This window comes from Pseudoalteromonas sp. SWN166, from assembly GCF_015864485.1.
GTDB lineage: Bacteria > Pseudomonadota > Gammaproteobacteria > Enterobacterales > Alteromonadaceae > Pseudoalteromonas.
This window is the reverse complement of the sequence record NZ_JADYXB010000003.1, coordinates 177,680-202,098: the sequence shown is the minus strand read 5'-3', so window position 1 is coordinate 202,098 and position 24,419 is coordinate 177,680. Positions and strand designations below refer to the sequence as shown.

Annotated in this window: 20 protein-coding genes; 7 read left to right on the top strand and 13 right to left on the bottom strand. The window is 38.8% G+C overall.

Annotation, left to right across the window (positions count from 1 at the left end):
• Window positions 1–17: 17 nt before the first annotated feature.
• From I6F49_RS03250 to I6F49_RS03235, 4 genes are all read right to left on the bottom strand, one after another.
• Window positions 18–1,349, bottom strand: a complete 1,332-nt coding sequence (locus I6F49_RS03250; RefSeq protein WP_197178366.1) for a glycerophosphodiester phosphodiesterase family protein — start codon at window positions 1,347–1,349, stop codon at window positions 18–20.
• 69 nt (window positions 1,350–1,418) lie between these two features.
• Window positions 1,419–2,270: a carboxylate/amino acid/amine transporter gene (locus I6F49_RS03245; protein ID WP_197119108.1), complete on the bottom strand. Its 852-nt coding sequence runs from the start codon at window positions 2,268–2,270 to the stop codon at window positions 1,419–1,421.
• A 138-nt stretch (window positions 2,271–2,408) separates the two neighbouring features.
• Window positions 2,409–4,544 carry a M3 family metallopeptidase gene (locus I6F49_RS03240; protein WP_166419965.1) on the bottom strand — a complete coding sequence of 712 codons (2,136 nt, stop codon included), beginning with the start codon at window positions 4,542–4,544 and terminating at the stop codon, window positions 2,409–2,411.
• Window positions 4,545–4,753: 209 nt separating this feature from the next.
• Window positions 4,754–4,963 carry a hypothetical protein gene (locus I6F49_RS03235; protein WP_165740494.1) on the bottom strand — a complete coding sequence of 70 codons (210 nt, stop codon included), beginning with the start codon at window positions 4,961–4,963 and terminating at the stop codon, window positions 4,754–4,756.
• A gap of 200 nt (window positions 4,964–5,163) precedes the next feature.
• Here I6F49_RS03235 and I6F49_RS03230 point away from each other — a divergent pair, with 200 nt between their 5' ends.
• From I6F49_RS03230 to yegD, 6 genes are all read left to right on the top strand, one after another.
• The gene (locus I6F49_RS03230) at window positions 5,164–6,024 is read left to right on the top strand and encodes a mechanosensitive ion channel family protein (RefSeq protein WP_197178364.1); all 861 of its coding nucleotides are present in this window, start codon (window positions 5,164–5,166) and stop codon (window positions 6,022–6,024) included.
• Between the two features lie 420 nt (window positions 6,025–6,444).
• Complete coding sequence (locus I6F49_RS03225) at window positions 6,445–8,709, top strand: TonB-dependent receptor (protein ID WP_197178362.1); 2,265 nt, start codon at window positions 6,445–6,447, stop codon at window positions 8,707–8,709.
• 104 nt (window positions 8,710–8,813) lie between these two features.
• A complete protein-coding gene (locus tag I6F49_RS03220) occupies window positions 8,814–9,113 on the top strand; it encodes a hypothetical protein (protein ID WP_197178354.1) in 300 nt (99 codons plus the stop codon).
• 233 nt (window positions 9,114–9,346) lie between these two features.
• The gene (locus tag I6F49_RS03215) at window positions 9,347–10,003 is read left to right on the top strand and encodes an HAD family hydrolase (RefSeq protein ID WP_197178352.1); all 657 of its coding nucleotides are present in this window, start codon (window positions 9,347–9,349) and stop codon (window positions 10,001–10,003) included.
• Window positions 10,004–10,036: 33 nt separating this feature from the next.
• Window positions 10,037–10,879, top strand: a complete 843-nt coding sequence (locus I6F49_RS03210; protein ID WP_197178350.1) for a DNA ligase — start codon at window positions 10,037–10,039, stop codon at window positions 10,877–10,879.
• Between the two features lie 62 nt (window positions 10,880–10,941).
• Window positions 10,942–12,306, top strand: coding sequence for a molecular chaperone (gene yegD / locus I6F49_RS03205; protein WP_007581315.1), 1,365 nt, complete (start codon window positions 10,942–10,944; stop codon window positions 12,304–12,306).
• Between the two features lie 19 nt (window positions 12,307–12,325).
• On the opposite strand, the gene I6F49_RS03200 is transcribed toward yegD, so the two are convergent.
• Genes I6F49_RS03200 through I6F49_RS03190 form a run of 3 tightly spaced genes read right to left on the bottom strand, consistent with a single transcriptional unit; the run spans window position 12,326 to window position 14,669 of the window.
• On the bottom strand, window positions 12,326–12,790 hold the full coding sequence (locus I6F49_RS03200) for a methylglyoxal synthase (protein WP_166419970.1): 465 nt from the start codon (window positions 12,788–12,790) through the stop codon (window positions 12,326–12,328).
• Window positions 12,791–12,828: 38 nt separating this feature from the next.
• On the bottom strand, window positions 12,829–13,473 hold the full coding sequence (locus I6F49_RS03195; protein ID WP_197178348.1) for a LysE family translocator: 645 nt from the start codon (window positions 13,471–13,473) through the stop codon (window positions 12,829–12,831).
• Window positions 13,470–14,669, bottom strand: coding sequence for a multidrug effflux MFS transporter (locus I6F49_RS03190; protein ID WP_197178347.1), 1,200 nt, complete (start codon window positions 14,667–14,669; stop codon window positions 13,470–13,472). The genes I6F49_RS03195 and I6F49_RS03190 overlap by 4 nt, the downstream gene beginning before the upstream one ends.
• Before the next feature lie 185 nt (window positions 14,670–14,854).
• Between I6F49_RS03190 and I6F49_RS03185 the strand changes: the two genes are divergently transcribed.
• Window positions 14,855–15,328, top strand: coding sequence for a hotdog fold domain-containing protein (locus tag I6F49_RS03185; RefSeq protein WP_166419973.1), 474 nt, complete (start codon window positions 14,855–14,857; stop codon window positions 15,326–15,328).
• Between the two features lie 3 nt (window positions 15,329–15,331).
• On the opposite strand, the gene I6F49_RS03180 is transcribed toward I6F49_RS03185, so the two are convergent.
• The 6 genes from I6F49_RS03180 to I6F49_RS03155 all read right to left on the bottom strand — a co-directional run bounded on the left by I6F49_RS03180 (window position 15,332) and on the right by I6F49_RS03155 (window position 24,305).
• The gene (locus I6F49_RS03180; RefSeq protein ID WP_197178345.1) at window positions 15,332–15,823 is read right to left on the bottom strand and encodes a bactofilin family protein; all 492 of its coding nucleotides are present in this window, start codon (window positions 15,821–15,823) and stop codon (window positions 15,332–15,334) included.
• A complete protein-coding gene (locus tag I6F49_RS03175) occupies window positions 15,813–16,976 on the bottom strand; it encodes a M23 family metallopeptidase (RefSeq protein ID WP_197178343.1) in 1,164 nt (387 codons plus the stop codon). Before I6F49_RS03175 ends, I6F49_RS03180 begins: the two co-directional genes overlap by 11 nt.
• Before the next feature lie 143 nt (window positions 16,977–17,119).
• A complete protein-coding gene (gene fahA, locus I6F49_RS03170; protein WP_197178341.1) occupies window positions 17,120–18,433 on the bottom strand; it encodes a fumarylacetoacetase in 1,314 nt (437 codons plus the stop codon).
• 136 nt (window positions 18,434–18,569) lie between these two features.
• Window positions 18,570–19,616, bottom strand: coding sequence for a 4-hydroxyphenylpyruvate dioxygenase (hppD, locus tag I6F49_RS03165; RefSeq protein WP_024589439.1), 1,047 nt, complete (start codon window positions 19,614–19,616; stop codon window positions 18,570–18,572).
• Window positions 19,617–19,920: 304 nt separating this feature from the next.
• Window positions 19,921–22,665 (bottom strand): metallophosphoesterase, encoded by a 2,745-nt coding sequence (locus I6F49_RS03160; RefSeq protein WP_197178339.1) that lies wholly within the window; start codon window positions 22,663–22,665, stop codon window positions 19,921–19,923.
• 146 nt (window positions 22,666–22,811) lie between these two features.
• Window positions 22,812–24,305, bottom strand: coding sequence for a peptide MFS transporter (locus I6F49_RS03155; protein ID WP_165729042.1), 1,494 nt, complete (start codon window positions 24,303–24,305; stop codon window positions 22,812–22,814).
• Window positions 24,306–24,419: the final 114 nt, after the last annotated feature.

Below are 24,419 nucleotides of genomic sequence, written 5' to 3'. Positions count from 1 at the left end.
ACTTTTGTAGTCAGTATTTAAATACTTGCAGGCATTTTATTACAACTAGCGTAATAACTTACGGTAGCCGGCCAATCTGAAAATATAGCCATTACACCCACGTCCTTTGCGAGTACATCAACGACCGTCATCATATCGGCATCGTTATCTATCACATCAGCGATTGATTGATAATAATAGCCACCGCCTTCATTAAGCGGACCTGAGCGCTCTAGACTCCATGCAATAAGCTCTAATCCTGCCGTTTTAGCGTCAATTGCGTATTGCGATGGCACAATATTACTTTCGCTGTCTATTGTTAGCATCATCCAAATTGGAGGTGCTAAAATTTTAACGCCATCGGCAACAAGCTCATCCATACTCGGTTGCCATGTTTGCGGGTTGTTTGGATCAAATCCTGCTTCATTGTCGCGACCATCTAAGTATACGCTTTTATCTGCAAAATCAGGGTTGGTGTTAATCCAGTATTTTACGTCATTAAGATTAAACGATTGCGGATAAACTTTTGAGGCTGGCACACCCATTTGTGTGTATTCGTCTAGCATTTTTTGCGCATATTGCTCTTGGGTCATTCCATTAAATGGCATACTTACTTGCGGTGATTTAAGCTCTGGTGTCATTTTTACGCCCATCTCATTAAACAATGCAATACTTTGCTTATGAGTCATTAATGTCCCTTGGGTCGCATATAAGTCAGTGCGCCAATTGGGTGTACCATCCATGTAATCGGCAACGGTGGTTGCATTTGTGTTTGCACCATCCATTTTACCTTCAAGGGTTAAAAACTCCGCTAAGCTTATATCGCTGGTACAGCATTTAGCTGAAGCGGCAATACCATTAGCAGGGTCGGCTGGTGTAAATGGCACATTGCATTTAGCTGCAAGCTCAGGAATGGCTAAAATATTAGTTGTGGTGTGTAAGTCGCATTGAGAATGGCGACATACTAGTTCTTTATCGTTTGTAAATGTAACATCGCATTCAACAATACCTGCGCCCATTCTAGCTGCTGCAATGTAAGCTTCTTTAGTATGTTCAGGATATTGCATTGACGCACCGCGATGACCAATAGAAAAGTCGGTGCGGTAAAAGGGTCCTTCTTTGCATGACTCTAATTGTGTTTTTAAAGTGCTGTCGCTCATATCATTGACTAAATAATATGGACGAGTGCCTAGTTGAATATCTGGAGCGTTACCATTTGGTACTTCTACAATAACAGGCGTAGGAACTTCAACAATCTCAACTTCGGTGTTGGTAACAACCACTTCTTTTTCTACTATTTTTACATCGTCATCGCAGCCTGCAAGTGTGGCTAACAATATACAGCTTGTAAGTAAGGTAATACGCTTCATTATTTATCCTTAAAAAGTAAAATTTGTACTACCTTAATGATTATTAATGACAATTTAGCTACAAGCTTATTAATTTACTTTTTTATTAATAATTTGATTCACTATTAATGCACCTAACATTATAGCTGCTCCAATACTTAGCCTAACAATGTCAGCGTCTCTATTCCATATAAGGACATTAACTATAATACCAGCTGGGATTAGTAAGTTATTCATTACGGCTAAAGCTCCAACGTTGACGAGTGTTGCGCCTTTATTCCACATAAAGTAACCAAGGCCCGATGCAACAACTCCTAAATAAATCAGTATTCCCCACTGAGTAGAAGTGCTTGGTAATTTGTTTGAATTACCAAATAATGCATAACAAATTGTGGCAATAATAAGTGCGCCTATAAAAAACCATCCAAATACGGTTTTATCATCAAGCTGATTGTTCATCATTAAGCGTTTATAGGTCACTTGACCTACAGCAAAACTGATATTAGCACCTTGAACAAGCAATAATCCGATTATGAAGTTGTTATTTAGGTTTTCGAAACGAATGGTAATTGCACCGATTACGGCAATAAGCGCGACTATAAAAAAGCGTGGGTTAAACCGTTTATTCAATGCATCGTTTAATAAAGTGATGTAAATAGGGGTCATTACTGTAAATAGCAGTACTTCGGGTACGGTTAAAAATAAAAATGAGTGGTAATAAAAGCTGTACATAATACCAAGCTGTACAGCGCCAATCAGCATAAGCTTTAAGGCTAAAGGTTTAGGCGTTGTTTTAAGTTTTAAAAATGGTAAAAATACCAGAGTGGCTAGTGCTATGCGAATTAACACACTAAACCATGCATCAACTTGGCCGGCTAAATACACGCCAATTAAACTAAATGAAAATGCCCAAAGTAAAGTTACTGCAAATAAGTACCGCATAGCTGTCGTCTTTAAATAATTAATGGCAGCAGTTTATCTGTTATAAATTGATGTATAAACAATAAAAGCCCGCAAGCGGGCTTTTATAAAGTCTAAAATTAATGAACTACGTTACTAATTACTCAACTAAGTTATTAATTATTCAACCAAACCACGGCGCTTAAGTAATGCGTCGGTTGTTGGTTTTTGACCTCTAAACTCAATGTAGCTTTGCATTAAGTCGCGGCTGTTACCTTTTGATAGGATTTCTTTACGGAACTTATCACCATTTTTACGTGTTAAGCCGCCGTTATTTTCCATATGCGCAAATGCATCTGCTGCAAACACTTCAGTCCAAAGGTATGCGTAGTAACCCGCTGAATAACCACCTGCAAATGTGTGACTAAAGAAGTTTGATTTGTAACGCGGTGGAACAGGGTAGTAAGCAATGCCGTGTTTTTCTAACGCGTCTTGCTCAAATTTTTGAACGTCAGTAATCTTTTTATCAGAGCCAAATGAATGCCATTCCATATCAAGTAGTGCAGCGGCTAAATATTCAGTAGTGCCGTAACCTTGGTTGAATTTTTGCGATTCTAGTACTTTATCAAGTAAAGCTTGTGGAATTGGCTCACCTGTTTTGTAGTGCTTAGCGTAGTTAGCAAGTACTGTTGGTTCAATCATCCAGTCTTCGTTTGCTTGTGACGGAAATTCAACAAAGTCACGCGCCGTTGCAGTACCCGCTAGGCTTGGGTATTTAACATCTGAGAATAAGCCGTGCGCAGCATGACCAAACTCATGGAACATTGTAGACACTTCGTCAAATGTTAATAATGTAGGCTCGCCTGCAGCTGGCTTTGGAATATTTAACGCGTTGTAAATAACCGGTTTAGTACCTTTTAAGCCGCTTTGACTTACGTATGCACTCATCCATGCACCGCCACGTTTACCTTCACGTGCGTATGGGTCTAAGTAAAATAAACCAATAGCACTGCCATCAGCGTTAAATACTTCGTACGCTGTTACATCTTCATGATAAACAGGTAGGTCTTTACGTTCTTTAAACGTAATACCGTAAAGTTTGTTCATCGCGAAGAATAGACCGTCGTGAATAACCGATTGCATTTCAAAGTATGGTTTAACTAATGCTGGATCTAAGTTGTACTTTTCTGCACGTACTTTTTCAGCATAAAAAGTCCAATCCCACGGTTTAAGCTCAAAGCTCTCGCCTGAATCGTTAATCACTTTTTGAATTGCTGCAGCTTCAATTTTAGCTTTTTCAACTGCTTTTGGTGCTAGGTCATCAAGGATGCCGTAAACGTTTTCAGTTGTTTGTGCCATACGCGACGTCATTACATAAGAAGCCCAATCTTTGTAGCCTAAAAGCTCTGCTTTTTGAGCGCGTAGGTTGGTTTCTTTAATAATGATAGGGCCGTTAGTTTTTGCTGCACGGTTTGCAGAGGCTTTAAAAATACGCTCACGTAGGTCACGGTTTTCAAGGCTTGATAAAATTGGTTGTTGCGTTGTATTTACCAAAGTGATCATGTAGCCGTCTTTGCCCGCTTTTTTAGCCGAAGCTGCAAGGCCTGCAATTTCACCTTCAGAAAGACCCGCTAATTCACTTTTATCTGTAACTACAATAACGTCTTCTTTAAACGATTTTAAAATGTTTTGTGAAAACGCAGTAGATAGCTGAGCTAGCTCTGAGTTAATTTCACGCATTTTAGCTTTTTCAGCGTCGTTTAATTTAGCACCTGCTTTTACAAACTGCTTGTAGTAAAAATCAACTAGGCGTTTGTCTTCTGCGTTTAATTTATCTTGGTTGTCGTAAATTGTTTGTACACGTTTGAATAAAGCACCATTTAGGTAAATATCATCTGAGTGAGCAGATAATACAGGCGCCATTTTTTCATCAATACGCTGGTATTCAGCATCTGAAATTAAACCAGATAAGTTATAAAAAGCAGCCGATACGCGATTTAATAGCTCACCTGACAACTCCATTTTAACTAATGTGTTTTCAAATGTAGCAGGAGCAGGGTTGTTAGCAATCGCTTGTACTTGTGCTGTGTGCTGAGCGATACCTGCATCAAATGCAGCTTCGTAATCTTTTGTACCAAACTTATCAAATTCTGGTGCCATATATTGCAATGGGCTAGGCTTAAATAAAACATTGTTTGCGTTCATGTCTTGCACTTGTGCTGCGCCTTCTTTTGCCATGTTTTGTGTATCGTTAGATGAACAGGCAGATAATATTAAAGCACTAGCAATAGTAGTGGCGATCAGGGTTTTACGCATAATAACTCCATAGAAAGATTAGCCGGAATAGGCTTTGCGAGTCGAAAAACCTAGTTAACTTATCAAATTTTGGGGTTTATACAATAAAGTTTATCGGTATTAAGGGGGATTTTAACGCAAATTAGCTAATATTTAGCTTTAAGGGAGGTAAAAGTAGCTCTAAAAGTAAACACTTGAGCTACTTATATAGGTCTTAGATTCATAATTGCCTAGTTATATCCAAGTACAAATTTTCTCTCAGAGCCAAAACTGCTTGGTTGTTGTTGGCCAAACTCTTTGTTAATAGATGCCAGTGTTTGCTCTTGCTCTGCAAGAAGGCACAAAATTTTATTTCGATAATCTAGGCTGCTCTCAAATAAATGTAAGTCTACCTGTGGCTGCAAAGTTGCCAGCCTTTGATTTAAAGTTAGTTGTGACATAGTGATCTCCAATGCTTGTACACTATTTATATAGCACTCGGTGCAATAAAGAGTTAATAAATTGTTCATAAAAAGCATTTTGAACTTATTAACTTGGCGTTTTAGTTATATTATGACTGCTAAACTTACCCAACACTGAACCGCTTTTACTTTACAGTGATTTAAATTTAAAGCGCTCCTTTGCTTGTTTTGGAAAATAAATGACCTTAGAACACATAAACCAAATTCTTGCCTTTGTTGTATTTAGTTACAGCGATGTACACATTACCGTAGCAAAAATTATTCAAGTGCCTTTAATACTATTCGCTATTTGGTTTCTTGTTACGCGTATTGGCAAGCTAATAACAAAAACATTATTGGCAAAAAAGTTAAGCCAAGATGCCGTGCATTTATTTACGCGTATCTACTTTATTTTAAGTATCGCAATTTTAATTTTTACATCTTTAGAGGTATTAAGCATACCGCTGACTGCATTTGCTTTTGTGTCAGGTGCCATAGCTATTGGCGTAGGCTTTGGTGCGCAAAATATAATTAATAACTTCATTAGTGGCTGGATATTAATGTGGGAGAGACCAATACGTATTGGCGATTTTTTAGAAGTGGGCAATGCAAAAGGCGTGGTAGAGACGATTAATACACGCTCTACACGTATTCGCCGTAACGATGGGGTTCATATGCTTATCCCAAATAGTCAGTTATTGGAGAATACAGTAACAAATTGGACACTGATTGATGGTAATGCACGATCATCGGTAAGTGTAGGCGTTGCATACGGATCAGACGTGCTGCTGGTTAAAAAGTTAATTCAGCAAGTACTTGATGACCATGAGGCTATTTTGGCTAATCCAAAGTCGTCGGTGTTGTTTGATGACTTTGCAGATAGCTCACTGGTATTTAATGCTGTTTTTTGGGTGTGCGCCGAGTCAGAAACCATGCTTAGAAAAGTGCGCAGTGATATTCGATTTAGTATTTACGCTGTATTTGAAGAGCATGATGTTGTTATTGCTTTCCCGCAGCGTGATATTCATATCGACGGTGAAATTGCAATTAAGCGCCCATAATCCAAATACAGTCACTATTGGAAGTCGCTCGCGGGCGACTTTTTATAAAAAAGTAGGTGTTTCTATTTTAGGTTAACATGTAAAACAATCCCTTCTTCCTACTCCATTTTATTAAATTCAATAAAGGACATATGTCCGCATCACTGGGGTTTTGCATCTAAATAGTGGTAAAAACACGTGATTTTGTAGTTAAATGTTGCAAAAAAGTTTCTGATTATGTCTGTATTTATGCAGTAAAATTGTCACACAATGGTATAATCTTCATCGTTCGTTCAGCCTTATAACATCGTTTTTGTACTCTCGGTAATAAGGTCCGCGCGCATGACGCAAGTCGCGAAAAATTGAACGAGCCCGCAATGAATACATTGCGCAACACAAAAAACCGTTGAACAAGAGTGCACAAAAAAGGTTAAACCCAACATGAAAGCAATGAAAAGATCTACGTTAGCTACCCTAATCAATGCAACGTTGTTCTCTGCAGTAGCAGGTACTTCATTTTCTTCTTTAGCTGCTGAAGAAAAAACAGCTAAAAAAAGTAATCAACTAGAAGTTATTCAAGTAACAGCTCGTAAACGTGTAGAAAACGCTCAAGAAGTACCTGTAGCTGTCTCTGCACTTCAAGGTGATAACCTTGATGCGTATAGCTCAGCTGGTATGGACATTCGTTTTTTAAATGCGAAAATTCCAAGTTTATCTATTGAATCTTCATTTGGTCGTTCATTCCCACGCTTTTACGTTCGTGGTTTAGGTAATACCGATTTCGATTTGAATGCATCACAACCAGTATCGCTTGTTGTTGATGAAGTAGTTCAAGAAAATGCAATTTTAAAAGGCTTCCCAGTATTTGATGTTGAACGCGTAGAAGTATTACGTGGACCACAGGGAACTTTATTTGGGCGTAATACGCCAGCTGGACTTGTTAAGTTTGACACTGTTAAACCAAGCCAAGAATTTGATGGTTATGGCTCTGTTTCATACGGTAGCCGTGGCGCTGTAGACACAAGTGGTGCTGTAGGTGGTGCTTTAACTGACCGTTTATCTGCTCGTGTTTCATTATTATGGCAAGACAAAGACGATTACATTGATAACCAAGCTCCAGGCTTTGAAGCTAAAGACGAGCAAGGTGGTTACACTGAAAAAGCGGCACGCGTTCAGTTTTTATATGAAGGCGATGATTTTACTGCTTTATTAAACTATCACACACGTGACTTAGATGGCTCGCCAATTGCTTTTCGTGCAAACGTAATTAAAGCAGGTACTAATGAGCTAGTAGACAACTACGAAAGTGATGTTGTTTATCAAGATGCGGCATCTCGCTCTACTCAACAAGTAGAATCTGAAGGTGCAAGCTTAAAGCTTGAGTGGGAACTTAAAAACCACACAATCACTTCAATTTCTGCATGGGAAAGTGCTGAAATATATTCGCGTGCTGACATCGATGGTGGTTACGGCGCTTCATACACAGATGATATGGGGCCTGGTTTTATCCCTTTCTCTTCAGAAAGTGCTGATGGCATTCCAGATCACGACCAGTTGACGCAAGAACTACGCTTATCTAGTAACTTTGATGGCGATTTAAATTATCAAGTAGGTGTTTTTTACTTCGATGAAGAGCTAACTATTGAAAACTACAGCTACGATACATTCTCAACCCCCGATGCTGGTGTTTTAAATGGCTTTGTTCGTCAGCAACAAGATACAACTGCTTGGGCTGTATTTGGTTCTGTAGATTATACTTTTTCAGATGATTTAAAAGTAACAGCCGGCCTTCGCTATTCTGACGATGATAAAGATTTTGTAGCAGACCGTACACTTAGCCCAATTGGCGGTGGTGCATTACGAGTAGAGCGTGATGTTAGTGACGACCATGTTAGCTGGGACTTATCTGCAAATTATAAAGTAAACGATGATGTTAACTGGTATGGTCGTGTAGCAAATAGCTTCCGCGCTCCGAGTTTACAAGGCCGTATTTTGTTTGGTGATGAGGTAACTACAGCTGAGTCAGAAACGGTAACATCGTACGAAACAGGTATTAAATCAGACGTGCTAGACGGCCAAGGCCGTGTTAACGCTACGGTATTTTACTACACAATGGATGATCAGCAACTTACTGCTGTAGGTGGTGGTGCTAACTTTAACCGTTTAGTTAATGCTGATAAAACGACTGGCTATGGTTTTGAGTTAGATACACAGTGGGTATTAAGCGATGAGTTTAATGCGACATTTAATTTAAGTTATAACAAAACTGAAATTAAAGATAAAAACTTAGCTGTGGCTGTTTGTGCACAGTGTACTGTAACTGACCCAATTAATGGTTCAGGACTTGCTGTGCTTGACGGCAATAGCTTACCGCATGCACCTGAGTGGATCTCTAACTTTACGCTTCGCTACACTAAAGAACTTGCCGATGGTAACTTCTTTGCTAGCGGTGATATTTCTTACCGCAGTAAAATCAATATGTTCCTTTACGAATCAGTAGAGTTTGAAGGTAAAGAGCTTATTGAAACAGGTTTGCGTACAGGTTACACATGGTCTGAAGGCGATTACGAATACGAAGTAGCCGCTTTTGTTCGTAACTTATTTGACGAGCAACAAGTTATTGGAGCTGTAGACTTTAATAACAATACGGGTATTGTTAATGAAGAACGCTATGTTGGTGCTGAATTTAAAGTTAATTTTTTCTAAACGTTAACCTAAATTGTATTAATTTTGAAAGCCTGCCTTGTGCAGGCTTTTATGTTTTTATAAAGCTGGTAAAGTATCGTTAATTAATTTAAAGAGATAAGAAAATGGCTGGATTTTGGAATTACCGTGTAATTTTTTGTGAAGCAACGAAAGACGAAGCAGCACAATATCAAATACACGAAGTAGAATATAACCTAAATGGTAAAGTAACTAATTGGTCAGAAACTGGCGCAGCTCCTTTTGGTACAACACTTGATGAGTTGAAAGATGACTCAGATCGTTTAAAAACAGCATTTGAAAAGCCAGTACTTAAAGTTATTCGTAAAACGCGTGGCTACGAGCTTGTTGATGTTGAAACAGGTGAAGAAGCAACGGGTGAGCCACCAGCAGGTTTGACTCAGTAATAGTATTAATAAAGGCGCTTAGGCGCCTTTTTTATTGTCAAAATTTAGCTTAGGTTAAATAATACCAATCTGCTTATATATGGGGTCTATTTAACGTTAAGAAAATTACGCTAGAACTAGGCAAAAGTTTTTGTATCTAGTTGTTCTAAATAAAAAATTTTTAACGACGTTATAGTGCAATTTAATTCGTTAAATTGATCAAAGATTTATGCAGGTTGGTATAAGGAGTGAGGATGACATTAGAAGCAGTATTATTTGATATGGATGGCACATTAGTTGATTCAGAAAGCATGCACTTTGTATGTTGGAGTAAACTACTTAAGCCTTATGGTGTTAGTTATTTAGAAAGTGATTTTTGTCAGCGCTTTTCAGGACGACCCACTTTAGAAGCTGCAATCGAAATTAAGCAAGAGCATAACTTATCAGTAAGCGCACAGTTTTTAGCGGATGAAAAATACCGTTTATTTGGCGAATATGTAATAACACATTTACCACCACTGATGCCGTTTACTGAGCAAACGTTGAAAGCTGTAAAAGCGAGTGACTTAAAAATGGCGCTAGTAACGGGCAGTGCTAAAAGTGAAGCTATGCCAATACTTAAAGGTTTAGGATTTTATGAGCTGTTTGACACGGTGGTAACAAAAGACGATGTAACTAATCCTAAACCTGCTGGAGACCCATATTTACTGGCACTTAAGCAGATAAATATACAGGCAGGCAATGCAATTGCTGTCGAGGATACATTTACCGGTGTTACGGCGGCCAACAACGCTTTGTTACGTGTTGTAGTCATTGCCAATAGCCATACTAAAGATCACGACTTTAGCCAAGCTACCTATAAAATGAGTAACTTAGATGAGTTTTGGCAATGGGTGCAATCTCAACTATAGTTTAAGCCAACTTTTACTTGCTTGGATGCGCCAATGTTTACTATTAAATACCTGTTTTTAATTGTTGTTGTACTTTTTACGCAATGTATAAGTGCAGCACAACCCTCTATTTTACTGGCTAAAGTATATAACGAAACTAAACATTACGATGTAAGTAAGTATTTAGTCAGTGAGAAATATGATGGCGTAAGAGCTATATGGACCGGCACGCAGTTTGTTACTCGCAAGGGCAATATTATTAATGCGCCGAGTTGGTTTACAGCGCCATTGCCAAATGTATGGCTTGATGGTGAGCTATGGACCAAGCGTGAGCACTTTTCTAAGCTTAGTGGCATAGTAAGAACTAAAAAACCTAATAATCATGATTGGCAAACTATTACTTATAAAGTATTTGATATGCCAGATGAAAATCTGCCTTTTAGCACTCGTTATAAAAACTATAATGAGCTTATTACTAGCCTAAACTCGCCGCACATTAGCGTTGTAGTTCAATATAGCTTTACTAATAATGAGCAGCTCACAGAGTATTTTGAAAACATAACTAAGCAGGGCGGCGAGGGCGTAATGCTTCATTTGGCCAGTGCTAAGCACAGCAATGGTCGAAGCAATGCATTACTAAAATTAAAACCTTACTTAGATGCAGAAGCGGTTGTGATTGCGCATTTACCAGGTAAAGGAAAATACCAAGGTATGTTAGGGGCATTAAGGGTAAAAACAGCACAAGGGCAGGTGTTTTCTATTGGTACTGGGTTTAGTGATGCAGAGCGCTCCACGGCGCCTGAGATAGGTAGCACTGTAACGTACCGATTTCATGGATTAACAAAAAACGGTTTACCGCGTTTTGCTAGTTTTTTACGAGTAAGAGATAGTTTATAACATTTATAATTTTTACAAAGTGTGCTAAATTGCGCGGCCTTTTTGGTAATGTATGGTGAAGTATGTTTGTAGGTTTTGATTACGGTAGTTCTAATTGTGCTATGGGTGTAATGAGCGAGGGTAATGTTCAATTAGTACCGCTAGAGCAAGGAAAACATTACTTACCGTCTACACTTTACACTCATCACAGTGCCTTGGTTGTTGACTTTGTTGCTAAGCACTTACATGGCACAGCCCATGAGCATGACTTTTTAACGCAGCGCCAAGCATTATTAAATACCTTACCTCGTATTAAGTCAGACCTTGATTTACAACCTTCAGATGAAACCCTATTTATTGGTCGTGAAGCGATTAGCGAGTACGTGCAGTTTCCTGAAGAAGGCTACTTTGTTAAGTCCCCTAAATCATTTTTTGGCGCAACAGGTTTAAAGCAAGGTCAAATTAACTTTTTTGAAGATATTGCAACCGCGATGATCTTAAAAATTAAGCAACGCGCTGAGCTCTCTCTAGGAAAAACACTTACACAAACAGTGATTGGTCGCCCAGTAAACTTTCAGGCTGTGGGTGGTGAGCAATCAAATCAACAAGCGGTCGGTATTTTAGAACGCGCTGCTAAACGCGCTGGTTTTAAAGACGTAGAGTTTTTATATGAGCCACTTGCTGCGGGTATCGATTACGAGAGTGATTTAACTCAGGATCAAAAAGTACTCGTTATTGATATTGGTGGTGGTACGAGTGACTGCTCGTTTGTACAAATGGGCCCGAGTTTTAGAGGAAATAGCCAGCGCGATGGCGATTTTTTATCTCACAGTGGTAAACGTGTTGGCGGAAACGATTTAGATATTGCTTTGAGCTTTCATGGTTTAATGCCGTTATTGGGTTTAGGCAGTACGTTTAAATCAGGTCTACCTTTGCCTAATCAAGCGTTTTGGCAAGCGTGTAAAATTAACGATGTAAACTTACAAAGCCAGTTTTATAGTGAAAGCCATACCCGAGAGCTAAATGCACAATTACGTGATGTAAGTGCACCTGAGCTTTATAAGCGTTTAATACATTTACAGCAAAACAAGCAAGGTCATCAGTTAGTACAACAAGGTGAAGCGGCTAAAATAGCACTTTCATCAGCTAGTGCGTTTGATTGTGATTTAAGCTTTTTAGATAGTGGGCTGAATAAAAATGTATCGGTAAGCGATTTAGCTGTTGCCGTTGAGAGTAGTATTAGCCAAATAGTTACTTTAGCAAAACAAGCAATCAGCGACGCTGCAACCACGCCAGATATTATTTACTTAACAGGCGGTAGTGCACAATCACCATTGATTAAAGCGGCTTTAAGTGAGCACTTAGGCAATATAAAAATGGTTAACGGGGACCACTTTGGTAGTGTAACTGCTGGCCTGACTAAATGGGCCAGCATGCTTTATAAATAACCTAGATTACAATTGAGGTTTAAAGATCTATTTGTCGGGTTGCGAGGTATTTTTCGTAATCTGGCAATGTACGTTCAAGCTCTACATCCATAAGCGGTGAGCTTAATAACATATCTGCACTCACTTCATTACACGCCACCGGAATATTCCAAACAGCGGCTAAACGCAGCAGTGCTTTAACATCAGGGTCATGAGGCTGTGATGCTAATGGGTCCCAAAAAAATATTAAAACATGTATCTCATGTTCAGCTATTTTAGCGCCAAGTTGTTGATCGCCGCCCATAGGGCCACTTAATAGCTGAACTACATCAAGTCCCGTGGTTTTTTGAATTAAATGCCCTGTAGTACCTGTGCCATATAAAGTGTGTTTGCTTAATATGTCTTTGTGCTTTTCACACCATATTTTTAATGCTGCTTTTTTACCGTCGTGTGCAACTAATGCAATATTCTTTTGCGCGGGAAGAGATTGTGTTTTTTGTTCCATGCTGATTCTTTTTATTAGTTAACCACTGTTTTGGTTAGTTAAAATAATAGATTGATAGCAAGGGCAATAAAAACAATACCGGTGATCCTATCAATCCAAAGTTGGCTATTTGGGTTACGTCTAAAAAACTGTGCAATTTTGTCGCCAAAATAAATATACGTGCAGTCAATCGGAAAAGCAAAAATAGGGTAAAGCAAACCAAAAAAGGCAAGCTGGAAAGTAGCCGATGAAAGCGTTGGATCTACAAATTGCGGAATAAATGCAATAAAAAATAACGCTACTTTAGGGTTTAGTACTTCAGTCATCATGGCTTGAAACATGACATTACTTTTTTTACTGGTACTTATATGCTGTTTGCTTTCACAGGCGGAGTCGGCTGTAGATTTAGAGTGCTTTAATGTGCTCTTGATCATCATTAAGCCTAGGTAACACAAATAAGCTGCACCTGCATACTGCACGGCGCTATAGGCTGTGGGTGATGCTTTTAATACGGCGCTTAAACCAATCACTGCAAAAAAAGTATGAACAACGCCACCTAATGCAAAACCAAAGGCACTTTTCATACCAGCGCGTCGACCATTTGCAAAGGTTTGTGCCATCAAAAATGCATTTGATGGCCCAGGTGCTACTGCCATTAAAAAACTAGCCAATAAAAAAGAAGCTAAAAAGTCAGGGTTGATCATTGAGTGCTGTTAGTTGGATGCAAAGTATGGGCTTTTTTGCTCATTAAAATAAACCAAAGCGGAGCTAGTAATAATAAGTGAAAAGCAATTAGCCATGGTGTGCTTAGCCCTAAATACTGGGTCAATACTACCAATATGCTAGCGCCACTCATTTGCATTGCACCGAGTAGCGCAGAGGCTGTGCCTGCTTGTTTAGGAAAGCTAGATAGAGCCATACCTGCAGCCGACCCTAAACTTAAAGCAAAGCCTAATGCTGCAATTAAAATAGGTAACATAAGCGCAAATGCCGTTTCTATATTGCTAAGCGCGAGCATTAATAACCCTGAGAAAACCAGTATGCTTACGCCTACACGCAAAGCGCGCTGGCTATTTCGTTTAATGTACGTTGGTAATATAAAACTTGCGACAATACTTATTACGGCATTTAGCGTAAACCAAAAAGTAAAGTCGGCTACTGTGCCGCCTAAATGTGTAATGAGCCAGCCTGGTGCGAGCGTTACGTACACTAATATAGCCGACATGGCGACCATACAAATTAGACTATTAAACAAAAATATTGGTGTTTTAATAATAGGTGTAAAGCGACGTAAATCTAAAATATGCCCCTGGTAATGGCTATCAGCAGGGCGAGTTTCTCTAAAAAAGAATAGGGTAACAATAAGGCCTAAAATGGCAAACGCGGTTAAAAACAAAAAGTTCATACGCCAGCCAAATTGAACGGTAAGCCATGCCCCTAAAATAGGCGCCATTGCCGGAATAAAGCACACAATCCCGTTAAGGTAAGTGATCATTTGTCCGCTTCGTTCGCTCCCATATTTGTCACGCACTATCGCAAATGCAACAACAAATGTGGCACAAGCGCCAAAACCTTGAAGCGCACGTGCAATCATCAATATTTCAAAAGAAGGTGAGTAATAGGCAAGTAATGCTGAGCCTGCATATAAACTTATACCCACTATAGCCACTGGTTTTCGGCCAAATTTATCAGCCAAAGGACCCGCAATTAACTGGCCTAAACCTACTGTTAGCATAAAAATAGCAACGGTTTGCTGTACTTGTTGTTCTGTTACTGCAAATTGTTCTGCAATAGTTGGAAAAGCGGGTAAGTAAATATCGATTGCCATAGGGCAAAATATAACGAGTAACGCTAAGATAAGTAATAAAGTCATATTTGGTTTAGCGGGCTGTGTTTGCATTGAGTCTCCTTTTGCCGAGTATTTTAGGTGGGCACTCGTAAAAAAGAAAGGGCTTATGGCCCCTACATAGATTGTCGTTCTCATTATTTGATTAGATTAAGCTAAAAAGGCAGTATAAATGCGCTTTTTAAAACTGGTCTGATGTGTTAATTTGAAAAAAGTAACTGTTGATGGAAAAAATAATAATGAGTAATAAATCTGCACTTGTAAAAACATGGCATAAATTTAAGCGCCTACCTTTTGGGAATTGGCTTTTTACTAAAGCTGTTTGTTTTAAAGCGCCATACTTTGGCTCTATGAAGCCTTACGTACTTGACCTTCGAGAAGGGCATTGTAGCGCAGTGGTTAAAAATCGTCGTAGCGTTCATAACCATATTGGAACTATTCATGCTATTGCGCAGTGTAACTTAGCGGAGTTGTGTGCGGGCGTAATGGTTGATGCAACAGTGCCAGTTAAAACCCATCGTTGGATCCCAAAAGGAATGACTGTTCGCTACTTAGCAAAAGTAGATACTGATGTGACTGCAATTGCGGAAATTGATTTACCGCATAAGTGGATTGATAAAGAAGATTTAGTAGTACCGGTTAAGCTTTATAATACCCGCAATGAACTTGTTTTCACTGCAGATATTACAATGTACATTACTGAGAAAAAGTAGCGCTTAACTTGATTTGGTTTTATCAGCGGCTTGTTTATTTACAAATGATAAGTCGCTGCCATCTTCTTTCAATAACGCTTTAACTTCTTGTGCGGGTTTAAGCTCTTTCGAAATTAGCTCCGGTTCTTCTTTTTCAAAGCGTTGCTTTAAGCTGCCTTCAATGATTGCGCCTGCATCAATACTCAAGGTATCGTGAAATACATCGCCATGAACATGCGCACCACTTTGTACTTTTACTTCACTGGCATTAATTGAGCCAATAACTTTGCCTTTAACAATGACGCTTTTAGCTTCAACAATACCTTCAACAACACCCGTTGATCCAATAACTAAATGTTGTACTTTTATGTCGCCATCGATTTGGCCATCAAGCTGCACTTCGCCTTGGCTAACTAAAGTGCCTGTAAGGCGTACGTCTTGTGAAATAATAGACGGTGTGTGATTTACTCTTTTTAAATTAGAGCTCACTGTTTTTTGTTTTTTTCTACCAAACACGAGAAAGCGCCTTTGTTATTTTTAGAGGGTTGACTTGTTTACCGTTAAGTAATACTTCGTAGTGTAAATGAGTGCCTGTGCTTCTGCCTGTGCTGCCCATTAAACCAATTATGTCGTGTTTAGTGATCAGCTGACCTTTTTTCACTTTAATTTTATTTAAGTGTCCAAACCGTGTCACTAAGCCATTTTTATGTTCAAGCTCGATAAAGTTACCATAACCACCATTACGACCTGCACGAAGCACTACAGCGTCTGCTGGGGCAAATATTTCGGTTTTATGCCAACCAGCTAAATCAATTCCTTTATGAAAGGCATGATTGCTATTCATTGGATCTTTTCTGAGGCCGAAGTTGCTCGAAATATAATACTTAGCTTTAGCCAAAGGTAGGGTATTTGGTAGCTCAGTTAAAAAGTTTTCTAAATTATTTAATATTAATAGCTTATCAACGATGGCTAAAAAGTGACTTGGTATTTTTGTTTCGTTAAAGGTATCAAGTGGCCCACCTTGTGCGGTTGTTTGGGCACTTAATATTAAATGCTGCTCAAGCGCGGATTCAATGCCTGCGCCTTTAACCATAGCTAAAATAGCTTGGTGACGTTCGCTAATCTGGTTATCTAAAAAGTTAAAGCTTTGTTCATAATGCTTATCCAAATTAGTAATTCTTGCTGCGAATGTGATTGAAGTTATTAACTGAGCCTGTTTATCTTTTAGGTTTTCATCGACTAATGGTTCGTGAAATTCATTGCTGTTTTCATTGATTGGTACGTCAAGTTCTGTATCAAGCTTAATGACATCTTTGCTAATTGAAGCGGGAAGGGATTCTATCATGCTTTGCAGTAGTGCCTGCTTTTGTTCAAGCACTGCAAGTTGTTCTAACTGTGTTGCTTGAAGAGCTTGCTGTTCACTGACTTTTTGTTGCCAAAGTGTTTGCTCGTTTATTTGACTTTGTTCTATGTCAGAAATTTTATTTGTTTGTGTGTAAACACGAAAGCTAGAAATACTCAGCCAAGTGAAAGTGACTAAAATAAGCAATGCTACAAGAAGTTGAAACCAAGAGGCTAAAACAACATGCTTAACTTCGCCATTTTGACGAATAAGTAGCTGTCGAGCTGGGAAAAATTGATGATAAAAAGACTTTATAAATACTGACATGGCATATAAACACTGGCTATTAACCGAATTAAGATAGCAATTTGAGTTAAAAAAGCTAGAAAAAAATTGTAACTGTTCAAAAATTAATAAAAAAGGGCTGCTTTTAACAAGCGGCCCTTTTGTATTTAATTTATGGAAATGTATTACTTTGTAGGTAGTACAGTGCTCTCTACTGAGCCAAAACCTATACGTACATAACCTTCTTTTTCACACCAGCCACGCATAATAACGTTATCGCCATCTTCTAAAAAGCTACGTTGTTCGCCATTGCTTAACGTGATTTTTTCTTTGCCGCCACGAGAAAGCTCAAGTAAAGAGCCTGCTTCTTCGTGCGTTGGACCAGACTGAGTGCCTGAGCCTAACATGTCACCTGGCATAAAGTTACAGCCATTTACTGTGTGGTGAGTAACCATTTGTGCCACAGTCCAGTAAGAGTGCTTAAAGCTAGATGTTGATACGCGTGTAGGGTTATGACCTTCGCTGCGCATTTTTTGCGTTTGAATCTTCACATCCATTTGAATATCAAAAGCCCCTTGGTCGCGATTCGCTTTTGATTCTAAATAGTCCATAGGCTGTGGATCGTTTTCATCACGTGTCCAGCTCGTTCTATAAGGTGCTAACGCTTCGGTTGTTACAATCCAAGGTGATACAGTTGAGGCAAAGTTTTTAGCTAAAAATGGACCAAGCGGTTGGTATTCCCATGCTTGTAAATCGCGTGCTGACCAATCGTTAAATACACAAAAGCCAAATACGTGGTTTTCTGCGTTTTCAATCGCAATTGCATCGCCCAGTGCATTACCTTTACCTAAGTAAATACCTACTTCTAGTTCGTAATCAAGGCGCTTGCACGGACCAAATGACGGTACTTCTGCATCTGGCGCTTTAGTTTGACCTTTAGGGCGATGAAATGTTTGACCCGATACGTCAATTGAAGAAGAACGGCCATGATAACCAATAGGTACCCATTTATAGTTAGGTAGTAATGGGTTATCAGGGCGAAATAAACTGCCCACGGCGGTTGCATGGTAAATAGAGGTGTAAAAGTCGGTGTAATCACCGATGCGACAAGGTAGTGAAAACTCTATATCAGATTGTGCAACAAGTGTATTGCTAAGTGCTTGTTGGTGCTCAGAGCCTGCTCGTAGTGCTTTTGAAAGCGCTAAACGAAGTGCTGACCAATACTGCTCCCCTAAACCCATAAATGTATTTAGGGTTGCTTCACTTGCTGCATCAGCGGCTGTTTTTGCGTCACCTTTTAAAACGTCTAATTTGCTCAGTTTTGCTAAATCAATTACTTGGTCGCCAATTGCAACACCACCACGAAAGGCCTCATCAGACCCTTTACGACGAAACTCTGCAAACGGTAAGTTTTGAATAGGGAAGTCACAATTATCAACATTAGCTGACTCTACCCAGCTGGTTAAATTAATATCATGGGTTTCGTTAATTAGGCTCATTACATTTCCTTTGGATTTTACTGTATGGCGACAAGGTATAGTTTATTTAATCATACTTGTACTCAGCGCAATACTTTTTAAATATTAAAACGACAAAAAGCAGCGAAGTTCGCTGCTTTTAATTTACTCAAATATTTTATAAAACGCCGCGACGCTCTTGGTCGCGTTCGATTGATTCAAATAATGCTTGGAAGTTACCTTCACCAAAGCCACCATCATCAACGCGTTGGATCATTTCTATAAAGATTGGACCGAATAAGTTTTTAGAGAAAATTTGTAATAAGTAGCAATTTTCACTTTGGCTATCTACGAGTATCTGATGCTGACGAATTTTTTCTTTGTCTTCTGCAACCCAAGGTACACGGTCAAAAATAGTGTCGTAGTACTCTGGAATAATATCCAAAGTAGCAATTGTTGATTTATCAAGCTTATCAAGAGAGCTTACTAAATCATCTGTTAAAAATGCTAAATGTTGAACGCCTGGGCCGTTGTATTCGCCAAGGTATTCGTCAATTTGGTTATTATCGTTTCCTTTACCTTCATTAATTGGAATAGAGAAGGTGCCACAAGGGGACTTAAGTGCATACGAAATAAGCGCTGTTTTTTGACCTTTAATGTCAAAGTAGCGTACTTCTGTAAAACCAAATACGTCTTTATAAAAGTTAGCCCATTTTTCCATGGTGCCTTTATAAACGTTATTAGTTAAATGATCGATTCGGATAAAGCCTTTATCTTCTACAACATTTTGCGTTTCTAAATCTTCAAAATCACTTTCGTAAATAGTGCCTTTGTCGCCAAAATTTTCAATAAAGTAAATTAGGCTGTCGCCAATGCCATAAATTGCCGGGTAAGGCATGTTTTTATGTGTTGAATCAGTGGCTGGTTTTGCACCACGCTCTACTGCAGTTTCAAATGCTTTTTGCGCATTCTCAACACGCCAACCCATTGAACAAATAGCAGGGCCATGGCTTTTAGCAAATTCGGCAGAAAAACCTTCACGCTCGTTATTCAGTAAAAAATGAATATCGTTTTGGTTGTAATAAACAATGTCTTTACCTTTGAATTTTTTAAGCTTAGAGAAGCCAAAATCAGTAAATACTTTATCCATATAATCAGCATCAGGTGTTGCGTATTCGGTAAATTCAATACCGACTAAACCTAAATAGTTATTTACTTCACTCATTATTATTACTCCCGCAATTAAGCACTGCGATTATGTGTTGTTGTCATATTGCAGTAGATAATCAACCAGATTTTTGATTTGGGGAAGAGGGGAACACTATTTAGTAAATGTGGTATGTGTAAATTTAATAGGACGGTTATTATAAAGTTACGTATTTGTAATACAGTTATGTAAAATGGAGTTATATGCTATAAATTTGAGTAGTGGTTCATTTTCTTTAACTCATTGTTTTAAATGAATAAAAAGGAGGTTTAAGCTGCGCTAAACCTCCTTTTACAATGAACAAGCCAAAGCCTGCTTGTATTTAATTGTTTACACTTTGAGAGGCGTTACCAAAGAACTTGTTTCGCTGCTCTATCCATAAATTAGTTTTTATTGCTGGAGCTGCTTTGTAGTGACGTTCAATCGTTTGATTTAACACACGCATTGGTTGTTCAAAGGTTAATTTTTGTTGTGCAGCGCCCATACTTTTAATTTCGCCACGGGTCATAGCACGGCCAGCATAGAGTAATGCATTTAAATAACCAGGGACTGTTTCGTAGCCATTATCAGTAAATAAGAGCACTGCTTTGTTGAGAGCCCAACGTTGGTCTATTTCTCCAAACTCTTTTACACCCGCTAACTCACCATCAATATATACTTCAAACACGCCATTTTTTGGCGCTGTGTAAAACACAAACGCTACACGATGCCATGTTTCTGGTTTAGTATCACCAAAATATCCACTTTTCAATGTCGCTTCACCATAACCGCCACTGGGATCAATAAATATATCTGCATCATCTTTTAAATAATCTACTGTTTCAGTTTGTATTATTGCACGATAAGAATCGCTATCTTTTGATGGCCAATATAAATCCATTATTAGAGTGTAGTCAGATACCATACCGTCACTTGCAAAGTCACCATTTGCTGGTGTGTTTAATTCAATTTTAAAACCCTCTGTAGGTGAGTGAGCAGTAAAAGCCATTACACCAGAAGGACCATCAGTTAAATCCGCAATATCAAGAGCAGTGGTTGTCTCATAACGGGTATCTTCTGGGCCCCAACCGTCATTTTCTGGATCAAAGTAGTTTAAAACCGATGGACCAAAGTCTGGGGCCAGTGGGTTTGTTGGATCGTCAAAGTTCCAAATTGTTATATTTGCAACATCTTGGCAAGCATTAAGTTGTGTGTCTGTATCAAGGTGAAGACATTGCGTTGTTCTAAAGCGCGCGTATTGATCAAGTAGCCACCATGCTTCGGCAATTGGTTTTACATCATTAAAAGTAACACTGCTAAAAAATAAATCTGGATTAAGTGCCGCACCTTTAAATAAAGCGACATTATAATTTGTCGTTACTTGAATTTCTTCTGGTTTGAGCACAAACCAATCGGGCTGACTGGCAATCATTGTATTTAAATCAGTGCCCGTAACAGTTACTTGATACAGTGAATTAAAGCCAGGTGTGTTTGAAGGCTGTCTTTCAACATAAAATGCTTTGTGAAAATCTTCTTGTGTAACTGTACCTGGCGTCCATCTTTTTTGCACAAGCTCAGGGTTAAGCAGTGCTGCATTAATTGAGCTTGAATGTTTAGTTGCAAGTGCAGTAATACCCGCAACTTCAAAGTCACTTGGATAGTTTTCTGAAATAGCAATTTCTGTATCTGCATCGGGTGCGTAACGTCCCATTATTTCATCGATAGCTAGCTTGGTTTCTTCGTCGGGCTCTATAGATGATCGTGTATCTACATGTTGATAATTGTAACGACTTAGTGTTTTATTGGCAGTATTAAATACTAAATTTAAATCGGTGACACCGCGTGCATAAAAATCTGGTTGAATGATTAAAGCGTTATTATCAAGCTCTATAAAATCCTCACCACCATGAGTATGCCCGCCAAGTACTAAATCTATACCGGGTACATTGGTTGCTATCTCAACATCAGTTCCTTTGCCCAAGTGGCTTAGCATAATCATGTAATCAACGTCATCGCGGTATTGGCTTACAATACTTTGTGCGATTTGTTGCCATTTCCAACTCATTTTAAATTGTTTTATAAAGTCAGGAATAGGGTCATCTTCAATTGGTTCGTCAAGCTCATCCCATGGTACCGACGTCATCCCAAACACACCCAATGTTATGCAGCCAACCTGTACCTTAGCAAAGTCGACACCACCAAAATTCTGACTGTTTTCTCCCTCAAAGCGGGTATTACTGGCAAGTACAATGGCATTATCGTCTTGTGAAAATTCAAGTAGCTTTTCAGGACCCCACGCATAGTCATGGTTCCCTAAAACACGTAAATCAAAAGCCATTAGCTTTACGGTTTCATCAGAGGCTAACCCTTGTGATATTTGCTCTGCTACAGTTCCTTTTTCGTAGTCATCGCCACCATCGGTGAATAATGTATGCGGTGATTCGCTTAGCGCTTTTTTATAATAAGCTTTAATGCGACTAAAATATTGTTCTTGATACCCAAAGCGAGAATGCATGTCGGCAACATGAACAAACCTTACAGATTGCTCTGTTGCATTAGCATCACATGTAGGGCCAACATCAGAAAACGCGACAGTACGTTGCATTTCTATTGCATAGCTACCTAGTTGGTTTACTTGTGCACTAACAAAGCCTTGCGATACCGTTGAATTAGTAATGCTTGACCAAGAGTCTCCGCTTAAACGAGCAATAGTTAATTGGCCGCCTAATACATAGTCGTCAGGTATTTTTATAGTGACAGTCATTGGGCTAGAAAGTTGAAGTGTATCTGGGGTAAGCGTATGTATATCTGAAATGATATTTTTTGCTTGATTAGTCTCATCAAGAACTAATTTTTCGTAGGTTATTTCAGTATCGCTAGCCACTATTTGCCCAGGTGCATTGATAGCAAAGTTACCTTCATCTAATGACGTTTGTAAGCCATTAGCATTGGTAATAATTAAACCGCTAGGTTCGGGTTCTACAGGATCATTTGGATTTACTGTGACTTCATCACCGCCACCACAGGCAGATAAAAAAATAAGGAGAAATACTATTAGAGTGGCACGTGATAACGTTAATAAATGCATATACTGCTGTCCCTGAGTCTATTCAATAATCAATCAGGGCATAATATCAGTTAACGAGAGTGGGGCAAAGTTGAATAAAAAAATTCCCCCATAGACGCTATGGAGGAATGTTTAGGTTATGTTGTTATATTTAAAATAAACAACAATTAAGAGACTTTCTCTTCTAACCCTTGTTTTTCCCATACTTTAGCTTTAAAAGTCATTAGTACTAAAACAACACCAACACCAATGCTAAATAATGCAATTTGTAAGTATAAGTTAGGAATTTCATCAACATTGTTCGGATCGAAATTACCAGCAAGTAAGCCTGCAATAATATTACCGATTGAGTAAGTTAATACAAACACACCCATCATTTGACCTGTGTAACGTTTAGGCGATAGTTTACTTACCGCACTTAACGCTACAGGGCTTAAACAAAGCTCACCCACAGTATGTAAAAAGTACGTAGTAACAAGCCAGTAAGGCGCTACTTTTAAGCCTTCAGCTGCGTAATGAGCAGCCATAAACATAACTAAAAAGCCTGATGCCATGATAATTAAACCAATTGCACACTTAACGCTGTAGCTAGGTGACACTAGGCTTTTAGATAAATTAATCCAAAGTGCTGCAAAAAATGGCGATAAGGCAATAATAAACAGTGAGTTTAATGATTGAAACCACGTTGTAGGGATTTCAAAAGTACCAATAAGGCGGTCAGTATAATCGCGAGCAAATAAGTTTAATGACGAACCTGCTTGTTCAAAGCCAGACCAAAAACATGCAGATGCAATACATACTAAAAATAGTGCCCACATTCTTTGTTTTTCGGCATCTGTTAATTTACCTGTAAAGTAAATAACACCAAAATAAACAAAAAAGATAATAGTAAATACAACAGCTACGTACCCTGCAACCACTGTTGGATTGATTACAATTGCGCCGGTCATTGCAGCCGTAGTAACTGCAGCCGCTGCAATTACAAACGCAGCAATACCAACCCATGCGCGAGAAGTGCCTTTAGGACCTAATGGATTTGCTGGTAAAGCGCTATGCTCTGGTAAGTTATTAAGTGAGCGCTTATATTGCACCAAACCAATAGCCATACCAACAGCTGCTGCACCAAACGCCCAGTGCCAACCTACGTTTTCCATAAAGTAACCACAAACGTAGTAACCAATTAAAGAACCTAAGTTAATACCCATGTAGTAAATAGCGTAACCGCCATCACGACGCTCATCAGCATCACTGTATAGTTGGCCGACCATTGCGCTGATATTTGGTTTTAGCAAACCAGTACCTGTCGCTACAAATATTAAGCCAATGAAGAAAGAATAATCATGTGGAATAGCCAAAATAATATGACCAATCATAATGATTATACCGCCATACCATACTGCTTTTTGACCACCAAACAATCTATCTGCTAGCCAGCCACCTGGTAAACCTAAAAAGTATACCGCACCTGTGTATAAACCATAAATTGCAGCAGCTGAGGCAACAGTAAAGGCTAAACCTTCTTCTTGTAAGCTTGCTGTCATGAATAATACGAGCATAGCTCGCATACCGTAATAACTCATTCGTTCCCACATTTCAGTGAAGAACAATGTTGAAAGTCCTTTAGGGTGGCCAAACCAGCCACTATCTGGAGCTGAACTCATATTTACTTCCTAACTTTAAGTATTGTTATGATGGCCTTATAATTTTTTGCTTTAGCTATTTTAGAATTTGTAACCACTAAAATGCTCGACCATCAGTATATTATTTGTAGCTAA